This window comes from Pseudomonas sp. NPDC077649, from assembly GCF_044542855.1.
In the GTDB taxonomy this organism is placed as follows: Bacteria; Pseudomonadota; Gammaproteobacteria; order Pseudomonadales; family Pseudomonadaceae; genus Aquipseudomonas.
On record NZ_JBITVF010000003.1, the window covers coordinates 1 to 15,873 of the forward strand.

The window sequence follows — 15,873 nt, forward strand, 5'->3', positions numbered from 1 at the left end:
CTTGAATTCTTCGGGGTAACGCTGGTTGCTCATGGCACCTCCTGATGGGCCTCATTATGAGGCTTGAAGGTGTCTACGAAACTAGGGTCGATTCACACCTCCAACATTCATGGTTTCGACGGCACGGGCGCGCCGCATATGAGCGTTGTAGCGAGCGAGGCGAGTAGCAAGGCTGGAGTCAGCGCGCAAGGCGGCCAGAGCGCAGGCACGGTGAAATGCTGCTTGAGCGCGAGACGGATTGAGGGCGTGTTTCATCGATGGAGCTCCAAGTTTGATTGAGGAGCTGCCACCTACCTTCTCACGGGTAAGGGTGGCAGACCGTGCCGGGGTGAGAAACCGGGAAACTTGGAACCCGGCCAGGCCGAAACCTGCCCAGCACGGCCCGCCATAAAGCGACATTGCGGGCACAAAAAATGCGCCTGCAATGGGATGGGGGCGCATGTGCGCCAAGTTTTCTCGTAGGGTTCTCACGCCCTGGGCCGCAGGATTTACTACGACTTGGAGCGAACCATAGCCCCGAGAGTGAGGAAGTGCAAGCGCGATCATGCTGCATCCCTCGCCTGGATCTTCGACTGAAGCCAGGCCTCGACCTCGGCCGCGACGTAGTAGGCCGCGGCCTGGCGGCTCAAGCCATCTTTGATCGGCTTGGGGAAAGTGGGATCTTTTTTGCGGAGTTTGGCGAGTCCGGAACGGGTCAGGTCGAGCCGTTCACAGAGCGTGGTCTGGCGAATGAGGTCTTTGCCGGTGGTGGTGTCTGTACGCATTTGGGCGCCTCCGTATTGGTGACGCCTCTTAAGCTATTGTTCAGCAGCCAAACTAGGAGGAGAAAAAATCAAATCCTTTTTTTCGCCTAGAATCTGGCATTCCCAATGAGGTCGGGAGGACACTCAGGTATTGAGTCCGAAATCTCCTGCCACTGGCGATCCCAATCGGGCTGGCGATCCCTTTCCATTGATCTGATTAGGTCTCGCTCAAGCCCAGACTTTCTGACTCTTTTTGAGTAGTAGCCTTCAAGGGTTGAGGCCTTTTTGCGCTTGAGATGCGGGTATCTGAGGCGGTAGAAGGAAGCGGCCTTTCGGGAAGCCTCAGCGCATGTAGCGCCGCGGATAACCAAGTTGGCCATAAACAGGAGCGCAGCCCACTCAGCACCCTCGTTCTGTATGTTTTCGGCAGTACCGCTGGGGACGCCATAGAATCTGGCCGTACGCGCCGCGAGATCCTCTTGGAGCATGGTCTCAGTAGGCTGACCACCAAGGCTGGAGAGCATCATGAAAGCCAGGTCGACGTAATAGGGGTTCTTTGTTTCTTTCCAGCCCCCCATGTAAGAAGCGATAGCCAAGGCGTGATGCCGCTCGATAGGGACGCTGAGCATTTCGTCGCATATTGCTTGGTACACCTTCTGGCTATCGGACACAGGCCTGCCAAGCTCTTCCGCAATTGTCCAGCAGCGCTGAGTCAAATCACTCGCGGCCATATGACGCCCCTCCCTAAGCCCGCTTCATCCCCACAACATTGCCGCCCTGCTCTTCCGGGTGAGCGAAGTCATACGGCGTGATGTGCCGCTCCCGGTTGGCATCGAGGTAATCGGCCCACCACTGCACCATGAGCCGGCGCTCTTCCAGATGCTCCGCTTTGTGGATGTAGGCGGCGCGCACGTTATTGCGTTCCTGGTGGCTCATCTGCCGCTCGACGGCCTCCCGGCTCCATAGGCCCGATTCAACCAACGCAGAGCACGCCATAGCGCGGAAGCCATGGCCGCACACCTCCGTCTTGGTGTCATAGCCCATGCGGCGCAGGGCGGCGTTTACGGTGTTCTCGCTCATCGGCTTGTGGTGGTAGTGGTCGCCCGGGAACAGCAGGTCATAGCGGCCGGATAGCTGATCGACCTGGGCCAGCAGATCCAGCGCCTGGCGACTCAGGGGGACAAGGTGCGGGGTGCGCATCTTGGCGCCGCGGCTGGAGTGCTTCACGCCATCGATAGCCTCGCGCTCGGCCGGGATCGTCCATAGGCTGTTGCGAGAGTCGACCTCTTGGCGGCGAGCAAAGCGCAGCTCACTGGAGCGGATGAACACCAGCAGGGTGAGCCCCACGGCGAGCCGGGTCAGTGGGCGCCCCTTGTAGTCGTCGATACGCTGCAGTAGCTCGGGCAAGCGCTCCAGGGACAATGCGGGCCTGTGAGCGGCCTTGCGTGTCGCGGTGACGCCCTGGAGGTCGCGCGCGGGGTTGCTATCGATGTGCCCGTGCTGGACCGCGTAGCGCATGATTCCGTCGATGTACTGACGCAGCCGGCCGGCCAGCTCGAGGTGGTCATTCTTCTCGGCGAACTTGAGGGGCTGGATCAGGTCACGCACCTTCAGATCGGCGACCGAGCGATCACCCAGCACGGGGAATAGGTGCTGCTCCAGGCGGGTCAGCACCTTCGCGGCGTGATCCCTCGACCACTTGCGAGCACCAGCTGCATGCCACTCCAAGCCGACCGCCTTGAAGGTGTTGGATGCTGCCGCCACCGCTTCGGCCCGTACCTGCCTGGCGTTCTCGATGGGGTCTATCCCATTGGCCAGCAGCTCCAACGCCTCAGCACGGCGCACCCTGGCAGCCTTCAGGCTCAGGGCTGGGTAGCTGCCGAAGGTAGCCAGACCGCCCTTCCCGTTCGGCCGGGTGAACTTGAAGCGCCAGACCTTGCTGCCGTTGGCCTTGACCAGCAGGAACAGGCCCTGGCCATCGAACAGGGTGTAATCCTTCTCGCGCGCCTTGGCGGCCTCGCACTTGGCGTCAGAGAGCGGAGTAACGGTGCGTGCCATGGGTATACGATCCTCAATCGAACCGACGTATACCCAAACGTATACCTAAAATAGGTATATGTACAGACGCATGCGGGAACATACAGGCACAAAAAAACCGGCTACAGAGGCCGGTTTTCCTGGGTTTCAGAGTCATACGGGAACATCTGAAATCATGTCAATGGTGCCCGAAGCCGGACTCGAACCGGCATGCCATTGCTGGCGAGGGATTTTAAGTCCCCTGCGTCTACCGATTTCGCCATTCGGGCGGTAGCGCTGCGCTGAAGGGCTGGACTATATACAGCGCCTACAGCAGCCGCAAGGCATGGGGATTGCCTTGGGGTAATAAAAAAGCCTCGTAAATCATGGATCTACGAGGCTTTTTTGAATTGGAGGCTGAGGTCGGAATCGAACCGGCGTTCACGGATTTGCAATCCGGTGCATAACCACTCTGCAACTCAGCCTTAAATCAAACGAGCCGCCGTGGCGACTCGTGTAAAACTGGAGCGGGAAACGAGACTCGAACTCGCGACCCCGACCTTGGCAAGGTCGTGCTCTACCAACTGAGCTATTCCCGCTTGTCTTGGTGACGGGCGCCATTCTATAGAATCGAATCGCCGCGTCAACCCTTTGATTCAAAAATACTTATTTCTTTTCCGAGGTGGTGCGCAGGTGCGGCCAGGCGGCCAGCAGGTAGTGCAACATCGACCACAGGGTCAGCACTGCGGCGATGATCAGCAGGGCGTAACCAAGCAATACCCAGAAGGTGAATTGCGGCGGATTGGCCAGCAGGATCACCAGCGCCACCATCTGCGCCGCGGTTTTCCATTTCCCCAGATTGGACACCGCTACATGCGCGCGCGCACCCAGTTCGGCCATCCATTCGCGCAGCGCGGAGACCACGATCTCGCGTCCGATGATGGTCGCCGCGGCCAGGGTCAGCCACAGGTTGGAGTGCTCGGCGGCCAGCAGCACCAGGGCCACCGCCACCATCAGCTTGTCCGCCACCGGGTCGAGGAAGGCGCCGAACGGCGTGCCCTGCTCCCAGCGCCGTGCCAGATAGCCGTCCAGCCAATCGGTCACGGCGGCGATGGCGAAGACTGCGCTGGCGGCCCAGTAGCTCCAGGAAAACGGCAAGTAGAACAGCAGGATGAAGACCGGGATCAGCAGAACCCGGAGCACGGTAAGCAAGTTGGGGATATTCATCGGCACAACTGGGCTGCGAGGTGAGCGGGCATTCTACTCGCTGTGCAAGGTGGCATAAATCAACTCGGCGAGCTTTTTGCTGATTCCCGGCGCCTTGGCGATTTCCTCGGCGCTGGCGCGGGACAGTTCCTGCAGGCCGCCGAAGTGGTTGAGCAGCTCGCGCCGGCGCTTCGGGCCGACGCCAGCCACCTCCTCCAGGCTCGAGGTGCGCCGCGCCTTGCCACGCCGGGCGCGGTGGCCGGTGATGGCGAAACGGTGCGACTCGTCGCGAATCTGCTGAATCAGATGCAGCGCCGGCGAGTTGCCCGGCAGGGTGAATTCGTGCTCGGCATCGTTCAGATAGAGCACCTCCAGCCCCGGCTTGCGCGTGGTGCCCTTGGCCACGCCGAGCAGCACCAGGTCGGGCACCGCCAGCTCCTGCAGCACCTCGCGAGCCATGGCCAGTTGGCCCTTGCCGCCATCCACCAGCAGCACGTCCGGCAGCTTGCCTTCGCCGTCCTTGAGCTTGCTGAAGCGCCGGGTCAGCGCCTGATGCATCGCCGCGTAGTCGTCGCCGGCGGTGACGCCCTCGATATTGAAGCGGCGGTAATCGGATTTGAGCGGGCCTTCCGGGCCGAACACCACGCAGGACGCCACCGTCGCCTCGCCGCTGGAATGGCTGATATCGAAGCACTCCATGCGCTGCGGCGGCTCGTCCATCTGCAGCACCGTGGCCAGCGCCTCGAAGCGCTCGGCCAGATGCTGACGATTGGCCAGACGCGCGGCCAGCGCCTGCTCGGCATTGGTCACCGCCAGTTGCTGCCAGCGCGCGCGGGTGCCGCGCACGCGATGGCTGATGCTCAGGCTGCGCCCGCGCAAGGATTCGACCGCCTCGATCAGGGTGGCGAAATCCTCGTGCTGCACGTTGACGATCAGCTCGCTCGGCAGGTCGCGCTCGACATTGCCCAGGTAGTACTGGGCGAGGAAGGCCATCAGCACGTCGCCGCCCTCCTCCTCGATCGCCACCTGAGGGAAGAAGTTCTTGCTGCCCAGCACCCGCCCACCGCGCACGCTGATCAGGTGCACGCAGGCGCCGCCGGGATTGAGCATCACCGCGATCACGTCGACGTCGCCGCTGCCGCCTTCCATGCTCTGCTGATCCTGCACCCGGCGCAGCAGGGCGATCTGGTCGCGCAGCTCGGCGGCGCGCTCGAACTCCAGGGCCATGGCGGCCTTTTCCATGCCGGCGGAAAGTTCGTCGCTCAGGGCGTTGCTGCGCCCTTCGAGGAACATCACCGAGTGGCGCACGTCCTCGGCGTATTCCTCGGGCGTGACCAGGCCGACGCAAGGCCCCTTGCAGCGCTTGATCTGATACTGCAGGCATGGCCGCGTGCGGTTCTTGTAGTAGCTGTCCTCGCACTGGCGGACGAGGAAGGTCTTCTGCAGCAGGCTGAGGCTCTCGCGGATCGCCAGCGCACTGGGATAGGGGCCGAAGTAGCGCCCCTTGGCCTTCTTGGCGCCGCGATGGATGCCCAGGCGCGGGAAGTCGCCGTCGGAGAGAAACACGTAGGGATAGGACTTATCGTCGCGCAGCAGGATGTTGTACGGCGGCCGCCATTCCTTGATCAGGGTCTGCTCGAGCAGCAGCGCCTCGGTCTCGTTGGCGGTGATGGTGGTTTCGATTTGCGCGATGCGCGCCACCAGGGCGGCGGTCTTGGGCGCCTGGCCGGTCTTGCGGAAATAGCTGGCCAGGCGTTTCTTCAGGTTCTTCGCCTTGCCGACGTAGAGCAGCTTGGCCTCGCCGTCGAACATGCGATAGACGCCGGGGCGACCGCTGCAGGTCGCCAGGAAGGCACTCGAATCGAAGGGGGCGGACATCTTCAGCTGACGGCGTCGACCATGCCGTGGCGCACCGCGAGCAGCGCCAACTCGACGTCGCTGGTGATGGAGAGCTTCTCGAAGATGCGGTAGCGGTAGGTATTGACCGTCTTCGGCGACAGGCACAGCTTGTCCGAGATGTTCTGCACCTTGTGGCAGTTGGCAATCATCAACGCGATCTGGATCTCGCGCTCGGACAGCAGGTCGAACGGCGAGCCGTTGCTCTGCGGCTGGAAGGACTTCAGTGCCAATTGCTGGGCGATCTGCGGGTCGATGTAGCGCTGGCCGGCGAACACCAGGCGGATGGCCTGGACCATCTCCTCCAGCGCCGCGCCCTTGGTCAGGTAACCGGCGGCGCCGGCCTGCAGCAGGCGCGTGGGGAAGGGATCTTCCTCGCACACGGTGACGGCGACGACCTTGATGTCGGGATGGCTGCGCATCAGCTTGCGCGTGGCTTCCAGGCCGCCGATGCCGGGCATCTTGACGTCCATCAGCACCACGTCCGGCTTGAGCTCACGCACCTTGAGCAGGGATTCTTCCCCGGTGCAGGCCTCGCCCACCACCTGCAGGCCGTCGATGTCGGCGAGCATGCGCGTAATGCCTGTGCGAACCAGATCGTGGTCGTCGACCACCAGCACCCTAATCAATCGGCCACCTCGTTGCACCTTGTCAGCCACCGCGCACGCGGTGAGGTTGAACTTGTCGGTCACCTTAGCAAAAAGCCAAGGCCTGACCTAGCTTGGCGCACGGCAGTCAAAAAGCAAGCGCCAGATAAAGATCAGAAATTGCGTCAAGGCAAAAGGAATTGGCGGAGGCGGTGAGATTCGAACTCACGGATAGTTGCCCATCGACGGTTTTCAAGACCGTTGCCTTAAACCACTCGGCCACACCTCCGCTGCAGTGCGGGCGGCAATCTTACCGGAACGCAACACACTGTCAAACTCTGCGCCTTGGCACAGCGCCGGGCTCTGCTATGATCGGGAACATTCGAATATCGGAACCCTTGTGCCACAGGAGCGTCGCCATGCAAGAGCAAGACTACGTACTCAATCACTCGCAGGCCGAGCAGCTGGAAGTCAGCCGCGTCCTGCGCAATACCTACGGCTTGCTGGCCATCACCCTGGCCTTCAGCGGCCTGGTCGCCTTCCTCAGCCAGCGCGCCAACCTGCCCTACCCGAACTTCTTCGTGGTGCTGATCGGCTTCTACGGCCTGTTCTTCCTCACCTACAAGCTGCGTGACTCGGCCTGGGGCCTGGTTTCCACCCTGGCGCTGACCGGCTTCATGGGCTATACCCTCGGGCCGATCCTCAACCGCTACCTGGGCATGGCCAACGGCGCCGAGGTGATCAGCTCGGCCTTCTCCATGACCGCGCTGGTATTCTGCGGCCTGTCCGCCTATGTGCTGACCACCCGCAAGGACATGAGCTTCCTCAGCGGCTTCATCACCGCCGGCTTCTTCGTCCTGCTCGCCGCCGTGCTGGCCAGCTTCTTCTTCCAGATCAGCGGCCTGCAACTGGCCATCAGCGCCGGCTTCGTGCTGTTCTCCTCGGTCTGCATCCTCTATCAGACCAGCGCCATCATCCATGGCGGCGAGCGCAACTACATCATGGCCACCATCAGCCTGTACGTGTCGATCTACAACCTGTTCGTCAGCCTGCTGCAGATCTTCGGCATCATGGGCGGCGACGACTGATCCTTATTCGTCCCCCTTCAAGCCCGCCTCGGCGGGCTTTTCTTTGCGCGCTTGTTGGCGCAAAGCCCCCGCCCACCAAGACACCGTCAAGGACTCTTTGTCTGCCATACGCCCCTGGCCTTATCATTGCCGTCAGTTTGCCTCGCCGGACGCTCCATGAAATTCGCCATCGCCCTGTTCGCTGCGCCCCATCTGCCCGCCTCCCGCCGCGCCCTGCGTTTCGCCCAGGCCGCCCTAGCCGGCGGCCACGAGATCGTGCGCCTGTTCTTCTACCAGGACGGCGTGCACAGCGCGGCCAGCAACGTGGTCAGCCCGCAGGACGAACTCGACCTGCCGCGGGAATGGCGCGAGTTCGTCAGCGAGCATGGGCTGGACGCCGTGGTGTGCATCGCCGCCGCCCTGCGCCGCGGCGTGCTTGATGCCGATGAGGCGCAGCGTTACGCACGGCCGGCGGCCAACCTGCAGGCGCCCTGGGAGCTGTCCGGCCTCGGCCAGTTGCATGAGGCGGCGCAGCAGGCCGACCGACTGATCTGCTTCGGAGGCCAGTAATGAGCAAGTCGCTGCTGATCATCAGTCGCCAGGCGCCCTGGAGCGGCCCCGGGGCCCGCGAGGCACTGGACATCGCCCTGGCCGGCGGCGCCTTCGACCTGCCCATCGGCCTGCTGTTTCTCGACGATGGCGTGTTCCAACTGGCCGCCGGCCAACAACCGGGCACCGTGCAACAGAAGGATCTCGGTGCAAACCTGCAGGCCCTGCCGCTGTTCGGCGTGGAGGCGCTATATGCCAGCGCCCGCAGCCTGAGCGAGCGCGGCCTCGACGATGCCGAGTTGCAGCTCGCGGTGCAGCGCCTGGACGACGGCGCACTGACCAGCCTACTCGACCGCTACGACCAGGTGATCACCCTCTGATGGCCACCCTGCATATCCTCTCTCACTCGCCCTTCGCCGACAGCCGCCTGGTCAGCTGCCTGCGCCTGCTCGGCGCGAACGATGCCCTGCTGCTCACCGGCGATGCGCTCTACGCGCTGCAGCCAAACACCGCCAACCTGCAGGCGCTGCAACTGCTGCCGACCGGCATCGCCCTCTATGCGCTGGACGAAGACCTCGCTGCCCGCGGCCTGACGGCGCCCGAACGGGTGCAGGCGGTGGATTACCCCGGTTTCGTCGAACTGTGCAGCCGTTACGCCAAGGTCAACAGCTGGTTATGAACGTCCTGAACCTCGACGGGCGGGACATCGCCCTGGACAAGGACGGCTACCTGGTCGACCTGCAGGACTGGTCCGAGCCGGTCGCCGAGGCCCTGGCCGCGGCCGAAGACCTGTCACTGAGCGCCGAGCACTGGGAGATTCTCCAGTTGCTGCGCGCCTTCTACGCCGAATTCCAGCTGTCGCCGGCCAACCGCCCGCTGATCAAGTACGTGGCCCTCAAGCTGGGTCCGGACAAGGGCAACAGCCTGCACCTCAACCGCCTGTTCAAGGGCACCCCAGCCAAACTGGCGGCCAAGCTCGCCGGCCTGCCGAAACCGACCAATTGCCTATGAACCTGATCACTCCCGCCGAACACCCCTTCGCCCAGTTCGTACGCATCCTCGGCAAGGGCAAGCGCGGCGCGCGCAGCCTGACCCGCGAGGAAGCCCGCGAGGCCATGGGCTTGCTGCTCGACGGCAAGGCCGAGGACACTCAGTTGGGCGCCTTCCTCATGCTGCTGCGGCACAAGGAGGAAAGCTCCGAGGAACTGGCCGGCTTCACCGAGGCGGTGCGTGCGCGCCTGGCAACGCCTGCCATCGATGTCGATCTGGACTGGCCGAGCTACGCCGGCAAGAAGCGGCATCTGCCCTGGTACCTGATGGCGGCCAAGGCGCTGGCCGCCAGCGGCGTGCGCATTTTCCTGCATGGCGGTGGCGCGCATACCGCCGGCCGCCTGTACTGCGAGCAGTTGCTGCAGCCACTGGGGATTCCCCTGTGCCGCGACTGGTCGGCGGTGGACGCCGCTCTGCAACAGCACCGCCTCGCCTACAGCCACCTGGGCGACTGGATGCCGGCGCTGCAGCGCATGATCGACCTGCGCAACACCCTCGGCCTGCGCTCGCCGATTCATTCCCTGGCGCGTGTGCTCAATCCGCTCGGCGCACGCTGCGGCCTGCAGAGCATCTTCCATCCCGGCTACCAGGCGGTGCACCGCGAGGCCAGCCAGCTGCTCGGCGATCACGCCATAGTGATCAAGGGCGAAGGCGGCGAGATCGAGGTCAATCCCGATGCCGCCTGCCACCTCTACGGCACGCAGGACGGCCAGGCCTGGGACGAGGAATGGCCGGCGCTGTCGGCGCAGCGCCACGTCAAACCGGAAAGCCTGCAGCCCGAACAGCTGCTCGCCTTCTGGCGCGGCGAGCGCGAAGACGCTTACGGCCGTCTGGCGGTGATCGCCACCATGGCCCTGGCCCTGCGCGGCCTGGGGCTGCCGCGCGAGCAGGCGTTCGCCGAAGCCGAGCGGCGCTGGAGCCGCCGCCTCCAATCGAACTGATCGAAGGGTTCAACCGGCTTTTTCCACCTTTCCATCGAGCCTCTGGCGCTAGACTCCAGATTCATTCGAAACGGAGGAAGTCGCGATGGGCTTGTTGATCGATGGACGCTGGCACGACCAGTGGTACGACACCGGGGACAGCGGCCGCTTCCAGCGCGAGAACGCCCAGCGCCGCCACTGGATCACCGCCGACGGCAGTGCCGGGCCGAGCGGCGACGGCGGCTTCAAGGCCGAGGCCGGACGCTACCACCTCTACGTGTCGCTGGCCTGCCCCTGGGCCCACCGCACGCTGATCCTGCGCAAGCTCAAGGGGCTGGAGCCACTGATCGAGGTTTCGGTGGTCGGCTGGCTGATGCGCGAGCATGGCTGGACCTTCGACCGCGCCTTCGGCTCCAGCGGCGACCGCCTCGATGACCTGCGCTACCTGCACCAGCGCTACACCGCCGACGACCCGCACTACAGCGGCCGGGTCACGGTGCCGGCGTTGTGGGACAGGCACACCGGCGGCATCGTCAGCAACGAATCGGCGGAGATCATCCGCATGTTCAACTCCGCCTTCGATGAGCTGACCGGCAATCGCCTGGATTTCTATCCCGAAGCGCTGCGCGAGCGCATCGACCAGCTCAACGAGCGCATCTACCCGGCGGTGAACAACGGTGTCTACCGTGCCGGCTTCGCCACCACTCAGGAGGCCTACGAGGAGGCCTTCGACGAGCTGTTCGCCGCCCTCGACGAATTGGAGGCGCTACTGGCCGAGCAACGCTACCTGGCCGGCGTGTACCTGACCGAAGCCGATATCCGCCTGTTCACCACGCTGATCCGCTTCGATGCCGTCTACCACGGGCATTTCAAGTGCAACCTGCGGCGCCTCGAGGACTATCCGAACCTGTCCAACTGGCTGCGCGAACTCTACCAGTGGCCAGGGATCGCCGAGACGGTGGACTTCACCCATATCAAGTCGCACTACTACGCCAGTCATGCCAGCATCAACCCGACCGGGGTGATTCCGAAGGGGCCGAAACTGGACTTCAATCACCCCCATAATCGCCAACGCTTGCCAGGCAAGGGCGTGTTCCAGCGCTAGGAATAGGCTGATTCGCGGCTGAAGCCACCCCCCAGGAGAAGCCACCATCCGGCAGGGTGGATCGCGCTTTATCGATCCACTCTGACAGGAGTAAGGGTGGATGCAGAAGACCTCATCCACCCTGGGTGCTGAGCACAAACGCGCCCCGCTCAGACGTAGCTCTGCGCCCCTTCGAACCAGGCCAGCTTGTCGCGCAACTGCACCACCTCGCCGACTATCACCAGGGTCGGCGCATGCACCTCATGCTCGGCCACCAACTGCGGCAGGCTCGCCAGAGTACCGGTGAACACCCGCTGGTTCTGCGTGGTGCCCTGCTGGATCAGCGCCGCCGGGGTGGTGGGCGCACGGCCATGGGCGATCAGTTGCTCGCAGATGCCGGCCAGCCCCACCAGCCCCATGTAGAACACCAGGGTCTGGTTGGGCGCCACCAGATCCTGCCAGGCCAGGTCGCTGCTGCCGTCCTTGAGGTGGCCGGTGACGAAGCGCACCGACTGCGCATGGTCGCGATGGGTCAGCGGGATGCCGGCGTAGGCCGCGCAGCCGGAGGCGGCGGTGATACCCGGCACCACCTGGAAGGGAATGCCCTCGGCGGCCAGCTGCTCGATCTCCTCGCCGCCGCGGCCGAAGATGAAGGGATCGCCGCCCTTCAGGCGCAGCACCCGCTTACCCTGGCGGGCCAGGTCGATCAGCAGCTGGTTGATCTGCTCCTGCGGCACGGCGTGGTCGGCGCGGCGCTTGCCGACGTAGATGCGCTCGGCGTCGCGGCGGCACAGCTCGATGATGGCCGGCGCCACCAGGCGGTCGTAGAGCACTACATCGGCCTGCTGCATCAGGCGCAGGGCGCGGAAGGTCAGCAGGTCGGGATCGCCCGGACCGGCGCCGACCAGGTATACCTCGCCCAGCGCCCGCGGTGCGGCGTCAGCCAGACGCGCTTCAAGCAGACGCTCGCCCTCCTCCGGCTTGCCGGCGAACACGCTTTCGGCCACCTGGCCCTGGAAGACGTCCTCCCAGAACACCCGGCGCTGCTGCACATCGGGGAACAGCTGCTTGACCCGCTCGCGAAAGCGCTTGCCCAGGTTGGCCAGCTGGCCGTAGGTGGCCGGAATCCAGGTCTCGATCTTGGCGCGGATCAGCCGCGCCAGCACCGGCGCGTCGCCGCCGCTGCTGACCGCGACGATCAACGGCGAGCGGTCGACGATGGCCGGGAAGATCACGCTGCACAGTGCCGGCGCGTCCACCACGTTGACCGGAATCCCCAGTGCCTGGGCCTGCACGGAAATCTGCGCGTTGAGCGGCTCGTCGTCGGTAGCGGCGATCACCAGGGCCACGCCCTGCAGGTCGCTGGCCTGGTAGCCACGCAGGAAGATACTGGCCGGGCCTGCCAATTCCTGCAGCTCGCTGCGGATCTCCGGCGCAACGACGCGCAGACGGGCGCCGGCGTCGCTCAGCAGGCGCGCCTTGCGCAGGGCGACTTCGCCACCGCCGATCACCAGCACTGGGCGATCCTGCAACTTGTGGAACAGCGGAAGGAATTGCATCAGATCAGCCTCGTAAGAGGTAGTAAGGCGAGCTTAGTAGCGGGCGCCACGCGCACTCTACGCGCGACGATCATCGTCCGGCATTCCGCCTAAAAAACGGGGTGGCCGCGCCACCCCCTATTCTGCACCGGCTCAGCCGATCACTTCGATGCCGCCCATATAGGGCTTGAGCACCTCGGGCACGCGGATGCTGCCGTCGGCCTGCTGGTAGTTCTCCAGCACGGCCACCAGGGTACGCCCCACCGCCAGCCCGGAGCCGTTGAGGGTGTGTACCAGCTCCGGCTTGCCGGTTTCCGGGTTGCGGTAGCGCGCCTGCATGCGGCGGGCCTGGAAGTCGCCGCAGTTGGAGCAGGAGGAAATCTCGCGGTATTTGTCCTGGCTCGGCACCCAGACTTCCAGGTCGTAGGTCTTCACCGCGGAGAACCCCATGTCGCCGGTGCACAGGGCCAGCTTGCGGTATGGCAGCTCGAGCAGTTGCAGCACGCGTTCGGCGTTGGCGGTCATGCCTTCCAGCGCCTCGAAGGACTTGCTCGGCTCGACGATCTGCACCATCTCCACCTTGTCGAACTGGTGCTGGCGGATCATGCCGCGGGTATCGCGACCGGAGGCGCCCGCCTCGCTGCGGAAGCAGGGGGTGTGGGCGACGAACTTCAGCGGCAGCTGCTTGGCGTCGAGGATCTCGCCGGCGACGATATTGGTCAGCGACACCTCGGCGGTGGGGATCAGGTAGAAGTCCGCCTCGCCTTCGCGGGCGATCTTGAACAGGTCTTCCTCGAACTTCGGCAGCTGGCCGGTGCCCTGCAGGGCCGGGGCCTGCACCAGGTACGGGGTGTAGGCCTCCTCATAGCCGTGCTCGCCGGTATGCAGGTTGATCATGAACTGCGCCAGGGCGCGATGCAGACGGGCGATGGGGCCGCGCAGCAGGGCGAAACGGGCACCGGAGAGCTTGGCGGCGGTCTCGAAATCCAGCCAGCCGTGCTGCTCGCCGAGGGCGACGTGATCCTTGACCGCGAAATCGAAGCTGCGCGGGGTCCCCCAGCGCGATACTTCGACGTTGCCGTCCTCGTCTTCGCCGACCGGCACCGACTCGTGCGGCAGGTTGGGAATGTTCAGCAGCAGGTTGTCCAGCTCGTTCTGGATGGCATCGAGTTCACGCTTGCCCGCTTCCAGATCGCTGCCCAGCTGGTCTACTTCGGCCAGCAGCGGCGCGATGTCCTCGCCGCGCGCCTTGGCCTGGCCGATGGCCTTGGAACGGCTGTTACGCTCGGCCTGCAGTTGCTCGGTGCGCACCTGCACCGACTTGCGCTGACTCTCCAGGGCCTCGAAGCGGGCGACGTCGAGGACGAAGCCTCGCGTGGCGAGGCGCTCGGCGATTTCGGTGAGTTGCGTGCGGACAAGTTTGGAATCGAGCATGTTCGGGTCTCAAGACAACGGCGAAATGGTGGTGGCCAGCAGTGTGGCGCGGGTTGTGGAGTGTAAAGCCTTAGCGGGTCAGGATGCCAATCGGGCCAGGCTCAACCCGGCCCAGGCCGCCAGCAGACCGCCGATGATGCTGAACGCCAGGTAGCCGAAGGCTTCGACGGCGCGACCGCCCTCCATCAGCTTCAACATCTCCAGACTGAAGGAGGAAAAGGTGGTGAAGCCGCCCAGCACTCCGGTAATCAGCCCGGTGCGCAGCTCCAGCGGCAGATCGCTGCGGGTGAGAAACAGGCCGGACAACAGGCCGATCAGCAGACAACCGAGGAGGTTTACCGCGAAGGTAGCCAGGTAGAAATGCCGCGGCCAGTGACCGGCGACCCAGCTCGCGACCAGAAAGCGCATAACCGAACCGGCCGCGCCACCCAGGGCCACGGCAAGCGCCACGCGAACCATCATTTTCGCCGCCGCCTCGGACTGCTGGCGTCCAGGTTGCGCAGGTGCTTGAGCTTGTCGCGAATCTTCAGCTCCAGGCCACGCGGTACCGGGTCGTAGTACTGGCGCGGTTGCAGCGCCTCGGGGAAATAATCCTCGCCGGCTGCATAGGCATCCGGCTCGTCATGGGCGTAGCGGTACTCGTCGCCATAGCCGAGCTGCTTCATCAGCTTGGTCGGCGCGTTGCGCAGGTGCAGCGGCACTTCCTGCGAGCCCTGTTCGGCGGCGTCGCGCATGGCCGCCTTGAATGCCATGTACACCGCGTTGCTCTTCGGCGCGCAGGCCAGATAGACGATGGCCTGGGCCACCGCCAACTCGCCCTCGGGACTACCCAGGCGCTCCTGCACGTCCCAGGCGTTGAGGCACAGGGTCAGGGCCCGCGGGTCGGCATTGCCGATGTCCTCGCTGGCCATGCGCACCACCCGCCGGGCGATATACAGCGGGTCGCAGCCGCCATCGAGCATGCGCGCGTACCAGTACAGCGCGCCGTCGGGACTGGAGCCGCGCACCGACTTGTGCAGCGCGGAAATCTGGTCGTAGAAGGCCTCGCCGCCCTTGTCGAAGCGCCTGCGGCTGTCGCCCAGCAGGTTCTGCAGCAGCTCCACGCCGATCTCGCCGCCATCCTCGGCCAGGTCGGCGGCGTTCTCGAGGAAGTTGAGCAGGCGCCGGCCGTCGCCGTCGGCGGCGGCCAGGAGGATCTGGAAGCTCTCCTCCGGCAGGCTCAGGTTACGCCCGGCCAGGCCCTTCGGCTCGCTCAGCGCACGGCCCACCAGCTTGCGCATCGCCGCCTCATCGAGACTCTTGAGCACGTAGACGCGGGCGCGCGACAGCAGCGCGTTGTTCAGCTCGAAGGAGGGGTTTTCCGTGGTGGCGCCGATAAAGATCAGCGTGCCGTCTTCCACAAAGGGCAGGAAGGCGTCCTGCTGGCTCTTGTTGAAGCGGTGCACTTCGTCGACGAAGAGGATGGTGCGCCGGCCATACTGGGCGGCGTGCTGCTGGGCCACCTCCACCGCCTGGCGGATCTCCTTGACCCCGGAGAGCACCGCAGAAATGGTCTCGAAGTGCGCATCGGTGACCTTGGCCAGCAACCGTGCCAGGGTGGTCTTGCCCACGCCCGGCGGGCCCCAGAAGATCATCGAGTGCAGGGCGCCCTGCTCCAGCGCCTCGCGCAGCGGCTTGCCCGGGCCGAGCACGTGTTCCTGGCCGACGTACTCGTCCAGGCTGGTCGCGCGCAGGCGCGCGGCCAGGGGTTGTGCGACGGATTGCCGACCGAACAGGTCCACGC

The 15,873-nt window shown here is 64.7% G+C and carries 17 protein-coding genes and 4 tRNA genes; 7 read left to right on the forward strand and 14 right to left on the reverse strand.

Features of this window, described 5'->3' with window-relative positions; genetic code table 11:
* Positions 1 to 542 precede the first annotated feature (542 nt).
* The 10 genes from ACIGFL_RS10290 to ACIGFL_RS10335 all read right to left on the reverse strand — a co-directional run bounded on the left by ACIGFL_RS10290 (position 543) and on the right by ACIGFL_RS10335 (position 6,737).
* Positions 543 to 764: a transcriptional regulator gene (locus ACIGFL_RS10290; protein WP_397497112.1), complete on the reverse strand. Its 222-nt coding sequence runs from the start codon at positions 762 to 764 to the stop codon at positions 543 to 545.
* A gap of 86 nt (positions 765 to 850) precedes the next feature.
* Entirely contained in the window at positions 851 to 1,474 is a 624-nt protein-coding gene (locus tag ACIGFL_RS10295) for a hypothetical protein (RefSeq protein ID WP_397497113.1), read from the reverse strand.
* A 13-nt stretch (positions 1,475 to 1,487) separates the two neighbouring features.
* Positions 1,488 to 2,801 (reverse strand): tyrosine-type recombinase/integrase, encoded by a 1,314-nt coding sequence (locus ACIGFL_RS10300; protein ID WP_397497114.1) that lies wholly within the window; start codon positions 2,799 to 2,801, stop codon positions 1,488 to 1,490.
* Between the two features lie 161 nt (positions 2,802 to 2,962).
* Positions 2,963 to 3,049, reverse strand: a tRNA-Leu gene (locus tag ACIGFL_RS10305).
* Positions 3,050 to 3,170: 121 nt separating this feature from the next.
* Positions 3,171 to 3,244, reverse strand: a tRNA-Cys gene (locus ACIGFL_RS10310).
* 38 nt (positions 3,245 to 3,282) lie between these two features.
* Positions 3,283 to 3,358, reverse strand: a tRNA-Gly gene (locus tag ACIGFL_RS10315).
* A gap of 67 nt (positions 3,359 to 3,425) precedes the next feature.
* Positions 3,426 to 3,986 carry a CDP-diacylglycerol--glycerol-3-phosphate 3-phosphatidyltransferase gene (gene pgsA / locus ACIGFL_RS10320; RefSeq protein ID WP_021442548.1) on the reverse strand — a complete coding sequence of 187 codons (561 nt, stop codon included), beginning with the start codon at positions 3,984 to 3,986 and terminating at the stop codon, positions 3,426 to 3,428.
* A 33-nt stretch (positions 3,987 to 4,019) separates the two neighbouring features.
* Positions 4,020 to 5,843, reverse strand: coding sequence for an excinuclease ABC subunit UvrC (uvrC, locus tag ACIGFL_RS10325; protein ID WP_122107827.1), 1,824 nt, complete (start codon positions 5,841 to 5,843; stop codon positions 4,020 to 4,022).
* A gap of 2 nt (positions 5,844 to 5,845) precedes the next feature.
* On the reverse strand, positions 5,846 to 6,490 hold the full coding sequence (uvrY, locus tag ACIGFL_RS10330) for a UvrY/SirA/GacA family response regulator transcription factor (protein WP_031302763.1): 645 nt from the start codon (positions 6,488 to 6,490) through the stop codon (positions 5,846 to 5,848).
* Positions 6,491 to 6,649: 159 nt separating this feature from the next.
* Positions 6,650 to 6,737 (reverse strand) — tRNA-Ser (locus ACIGFL_RS10335).
* Between the two features lie 130 nt (positions 6,738 to 6,867).
* Between ACIGFL_RS10335 and ACIGFL_RS10340 the strand changes: the two genes are divergently transcribed.
* The 7 genes from ACIGFL_RS10340 to ACIGFL_RS10370 all read left to right on the forward strand — a co-directional run bounded on the left by ACIGFL_RS10340 (position 6,868) and on the right by ACIGFL_RS10370 (position 11,139).
* The gene (locus tag ACIGFL_RS10340) at positions 6,868 to 7,536 is read left to right on the forward strand and encodes a Bax inhibitor-1/YccA family protein (protein ID WP_122107826.1); all 669 of its coding nucleotides are present in this window, start codon (positions 6,868 to 6,870) and stop codon (positions 7,534 to 7,536) included.
* A 156-nt stretch (positions 7,537 to 7,692) separates the two neighbouring features.
* Positions 7,693 to 8,085, forward strand: a complete 393-nt coding sequence (tusD, locus tag ACIGFL_RS10345) for a sulfurtransferase complex subunit TusD (RefSeq protein ID WP_021442552.1) — start codon at positions 7,693 to 7,695, stop codon at positions 8,083 to 8,085.
* A complete protein-coding gene (gene tusC / locus ACIGFL_RS10350; RefSeq protein WP_021442553.1) occupies positions 8,085 to 8,444 on the forward strand; it encodes a sulfurtransferase complex subunit TusC in 360 nt (119 codons plus the stop codon). The genes tusD and tusC overlap by 1 nt, the downstream gene beginning before the upstream one ends.
* The gene (tusB, locus tag ACIGFL_RS10355) at positions 8,444 to 8,743 is read left to right on the forward strand and encodes a sulfurtransferase complex subunit TusB (protein ID WP_021442554.1); all 300 of its coding nucleotides are present in this window, start codon (positions 8,444 to 8,446) and stop codon (positions 8,741 to 8,743) included. Before tusC ends, tusB begins: the two co-directional genes overlap by 1 nt.
* On the forward strand, positions 8,740 to 9,075 hold the full coding sequence (locus ACIGFL_RS10360; protein ID WP_397497115.1) for a TusE/DsrC/DsvC family sulfur relay protein: 336 nt from the start codon (positions 8,740 to 8,742) through the stop codon (positions 9,073 to 9,075). Before tusB ends, ACIGFL_RS10360 begins: the two co-directional genes overlap by 4 nt.
* Complete coding sequence (locus tag ACIGFL_RS10365) at positions 9,072 to 10,055, forward strand: glycosyl transferase family protein (RefSeq protein ID WP_397497116.1); 984 nt, start codon at positions 9,072 to 9,074, stop codon at positions 10,053 to 10,055. The genes ACIGFL_RS10360 and ACIGFL_RS10365 overlap by 4 nt, the downstream gene beginning before the upstream one ends.
* A gap of 85 nt (positions 10,056 to 10,140) precedes the next feature.
* Positions 10,141 to 11,139: a glutathione S-transferase family protein gene (locus tag ACIGFL_RS10370; protein WP_397497117.1), complete on the forward strand. Its 999-nt coding sequence runs from the start codon at positions 10,141 to 10,143 to the stop codon at positions 11,137 to 11,139.
* 149 nt (positions 11,140 to 11,288) lie between these two features.
* On the opposite strand, the gene cysG is transcribed toward ACIGFL_RS10370, so the two are convergent.
* The 4 genes from cysG to ACIGFL_RS10390 form a co-directional block, all read right to left on the reverse strand.
* The gene (cysG, locus tag ACIGFL_RS10375; protein WP_397497118.1) at positions 11,289 to 12,677 is read right to left on the reverse strand and encodes a siroheme synthase CysG; all 1,389 of its coding nucleotides are present in this window, start codon (positions 12,675 to 12,677) and stop codon (positions 11,289 to 11,291) included.
* Positions 12,678 to 12,809: 132 nt separating this feature from the next.
* Positions 12,810 to 14,090, reverse strand: coding sequence for a serine--tRNA ligase (gene serS / locus ACIGFL_RS10380; RefSeq protein WP_397497119.1), 1,281 nt, complete (start codon positions 14,088 to 14,090; stop codon positions 12,810 to 12,812).
* A gap of 78 nt (positions 14,091 to 14,168) precedes the next feature.
* On the reverse strand, positions 14,169 to 14,549 hold the full coding sequence (gene crcB / locus ACIGFL_RS10385) for a fluoride efflux transporter CrcB (RefSeq protein WP_031302765.1): 381 nt from the start codon (positions 14,547 to 14,549) through the stop codon (positions 14,169 to 14,171).
* On the reverse strand, positions 14,549 to 15,871 hold the full coding sequence (locus tag ACIGFL_RS10390) for a replication-associated recombination protein A (RefSeq protein WP_397497120.1): 1,323 nt from the start codon (positions 15,869 to 15,871) through the stop codon (positions 14,549 to 14,551). Before ACIGFL_RS10390 ends, crcB begins: the two co-directional genes overlap by 1 nt.
* Positions 15,872 to 15,873: the final 2 nt, after the last annotated feature.

Coding starts and splice junctions, on each gene's coding strand:
- ACIGFL_RS10290 (WP_397497112.1), bottom strand. CDS start 764: ATGCGTACAGACACCACCACCGGCAAAGACCTCATTCGCCAGACCACG.
- ACIGFL_RS10295 (WP_397497113.1), bottom strand. CDS start 1,474: ATGGCCGCGAGTGATTTGACTCAGCGCTGCTGGACAATTGCGGAAGAG.
- ACIGFL_RS10300 (WP_397497114.1), bottom strand. CDS start 2,801: ATGGCACGCACCGTTACTCCGCTCTCTGACGCCAAGTGCGAGGCCGCC.
- pgsA (WP_021442548.1), bottom strand. CDS start 3,986: ATGAATATCCCCAACTTGCTTACCGTGCTCCGGGTTCTGCTGATCCCG.
- uvrC (WP_122107827.1), bottom strand. CDS start 5,843: ATGTCCGCCCCCTTCGATTCGAGTGCCTTCCTGGCGACCTGCAGCGGT.
- ACIGFL_RS10340 (WP_122107826.1), top strand. CDS start 6,868: ATGCAAGAGCAAGACTACGTACTCAATCACTCGCAGGCCGAGCAGCTG.
- tusD (WP_021442552.1), top strand. CDS start 7,693: ATGAAATTCGCCATCGCCCTGTTCGCTGCGCCCCATCTGCCCGCCTCC.
- tusC (WP_021442553.1), top strand. CDS start 8,085: ATGAGCAAGTCGCTGCTGATCATCAGTCGCCAGGCGCCCTGGAGCGGC.
- tusB (WP_021442554.1), top strand. CDS start 8,444: ATGGCCACCCTGCATATCCTCTCTCACTCGCCCTTCGCCGACAGCCGC.
- ACIGFL_RS10360 (WP_397497115.1), top strand. CDS start 8,740: ATGAACGTCCTGAACCTCGACGGGCGGGACATCGCCCTGGACAAGGAC.
- ACIGFL_RS10365 (WP_397497116.1), top strand. CDS start 9,072: ATGAACCTGATCACTCCCGCCGAACACCCCTTCGCCCAGTTCGTACGC.
- ACIGFL_RS10370 (WP_397497117.1), top strand. CDS start 10,141: ATGGGCTTGTTGATCGATGGACGCTGGCACGACCAGTGGTACGACACC.
- cysG (WP_397497118.1), bottom strand. CDS start 12,677: ATGCAATTCCTTCCGCTGTTCCACAAGTTGCAGGATCGCCCAGTGCTG.
- serS (WP_397497119.1), bottom strand. CDS start 14,090: ATGCTCGATTCCAAACTTGTCCGCACGCAACTCACCGAAATCGCCGAG.
- crcB (WP_031302765.1), bottom strand. CDS start 14,549: ATGGTTCGCGTGGCGCTTGCCGTGGCCCTGGGTGGCGCGGCCGGTTCG.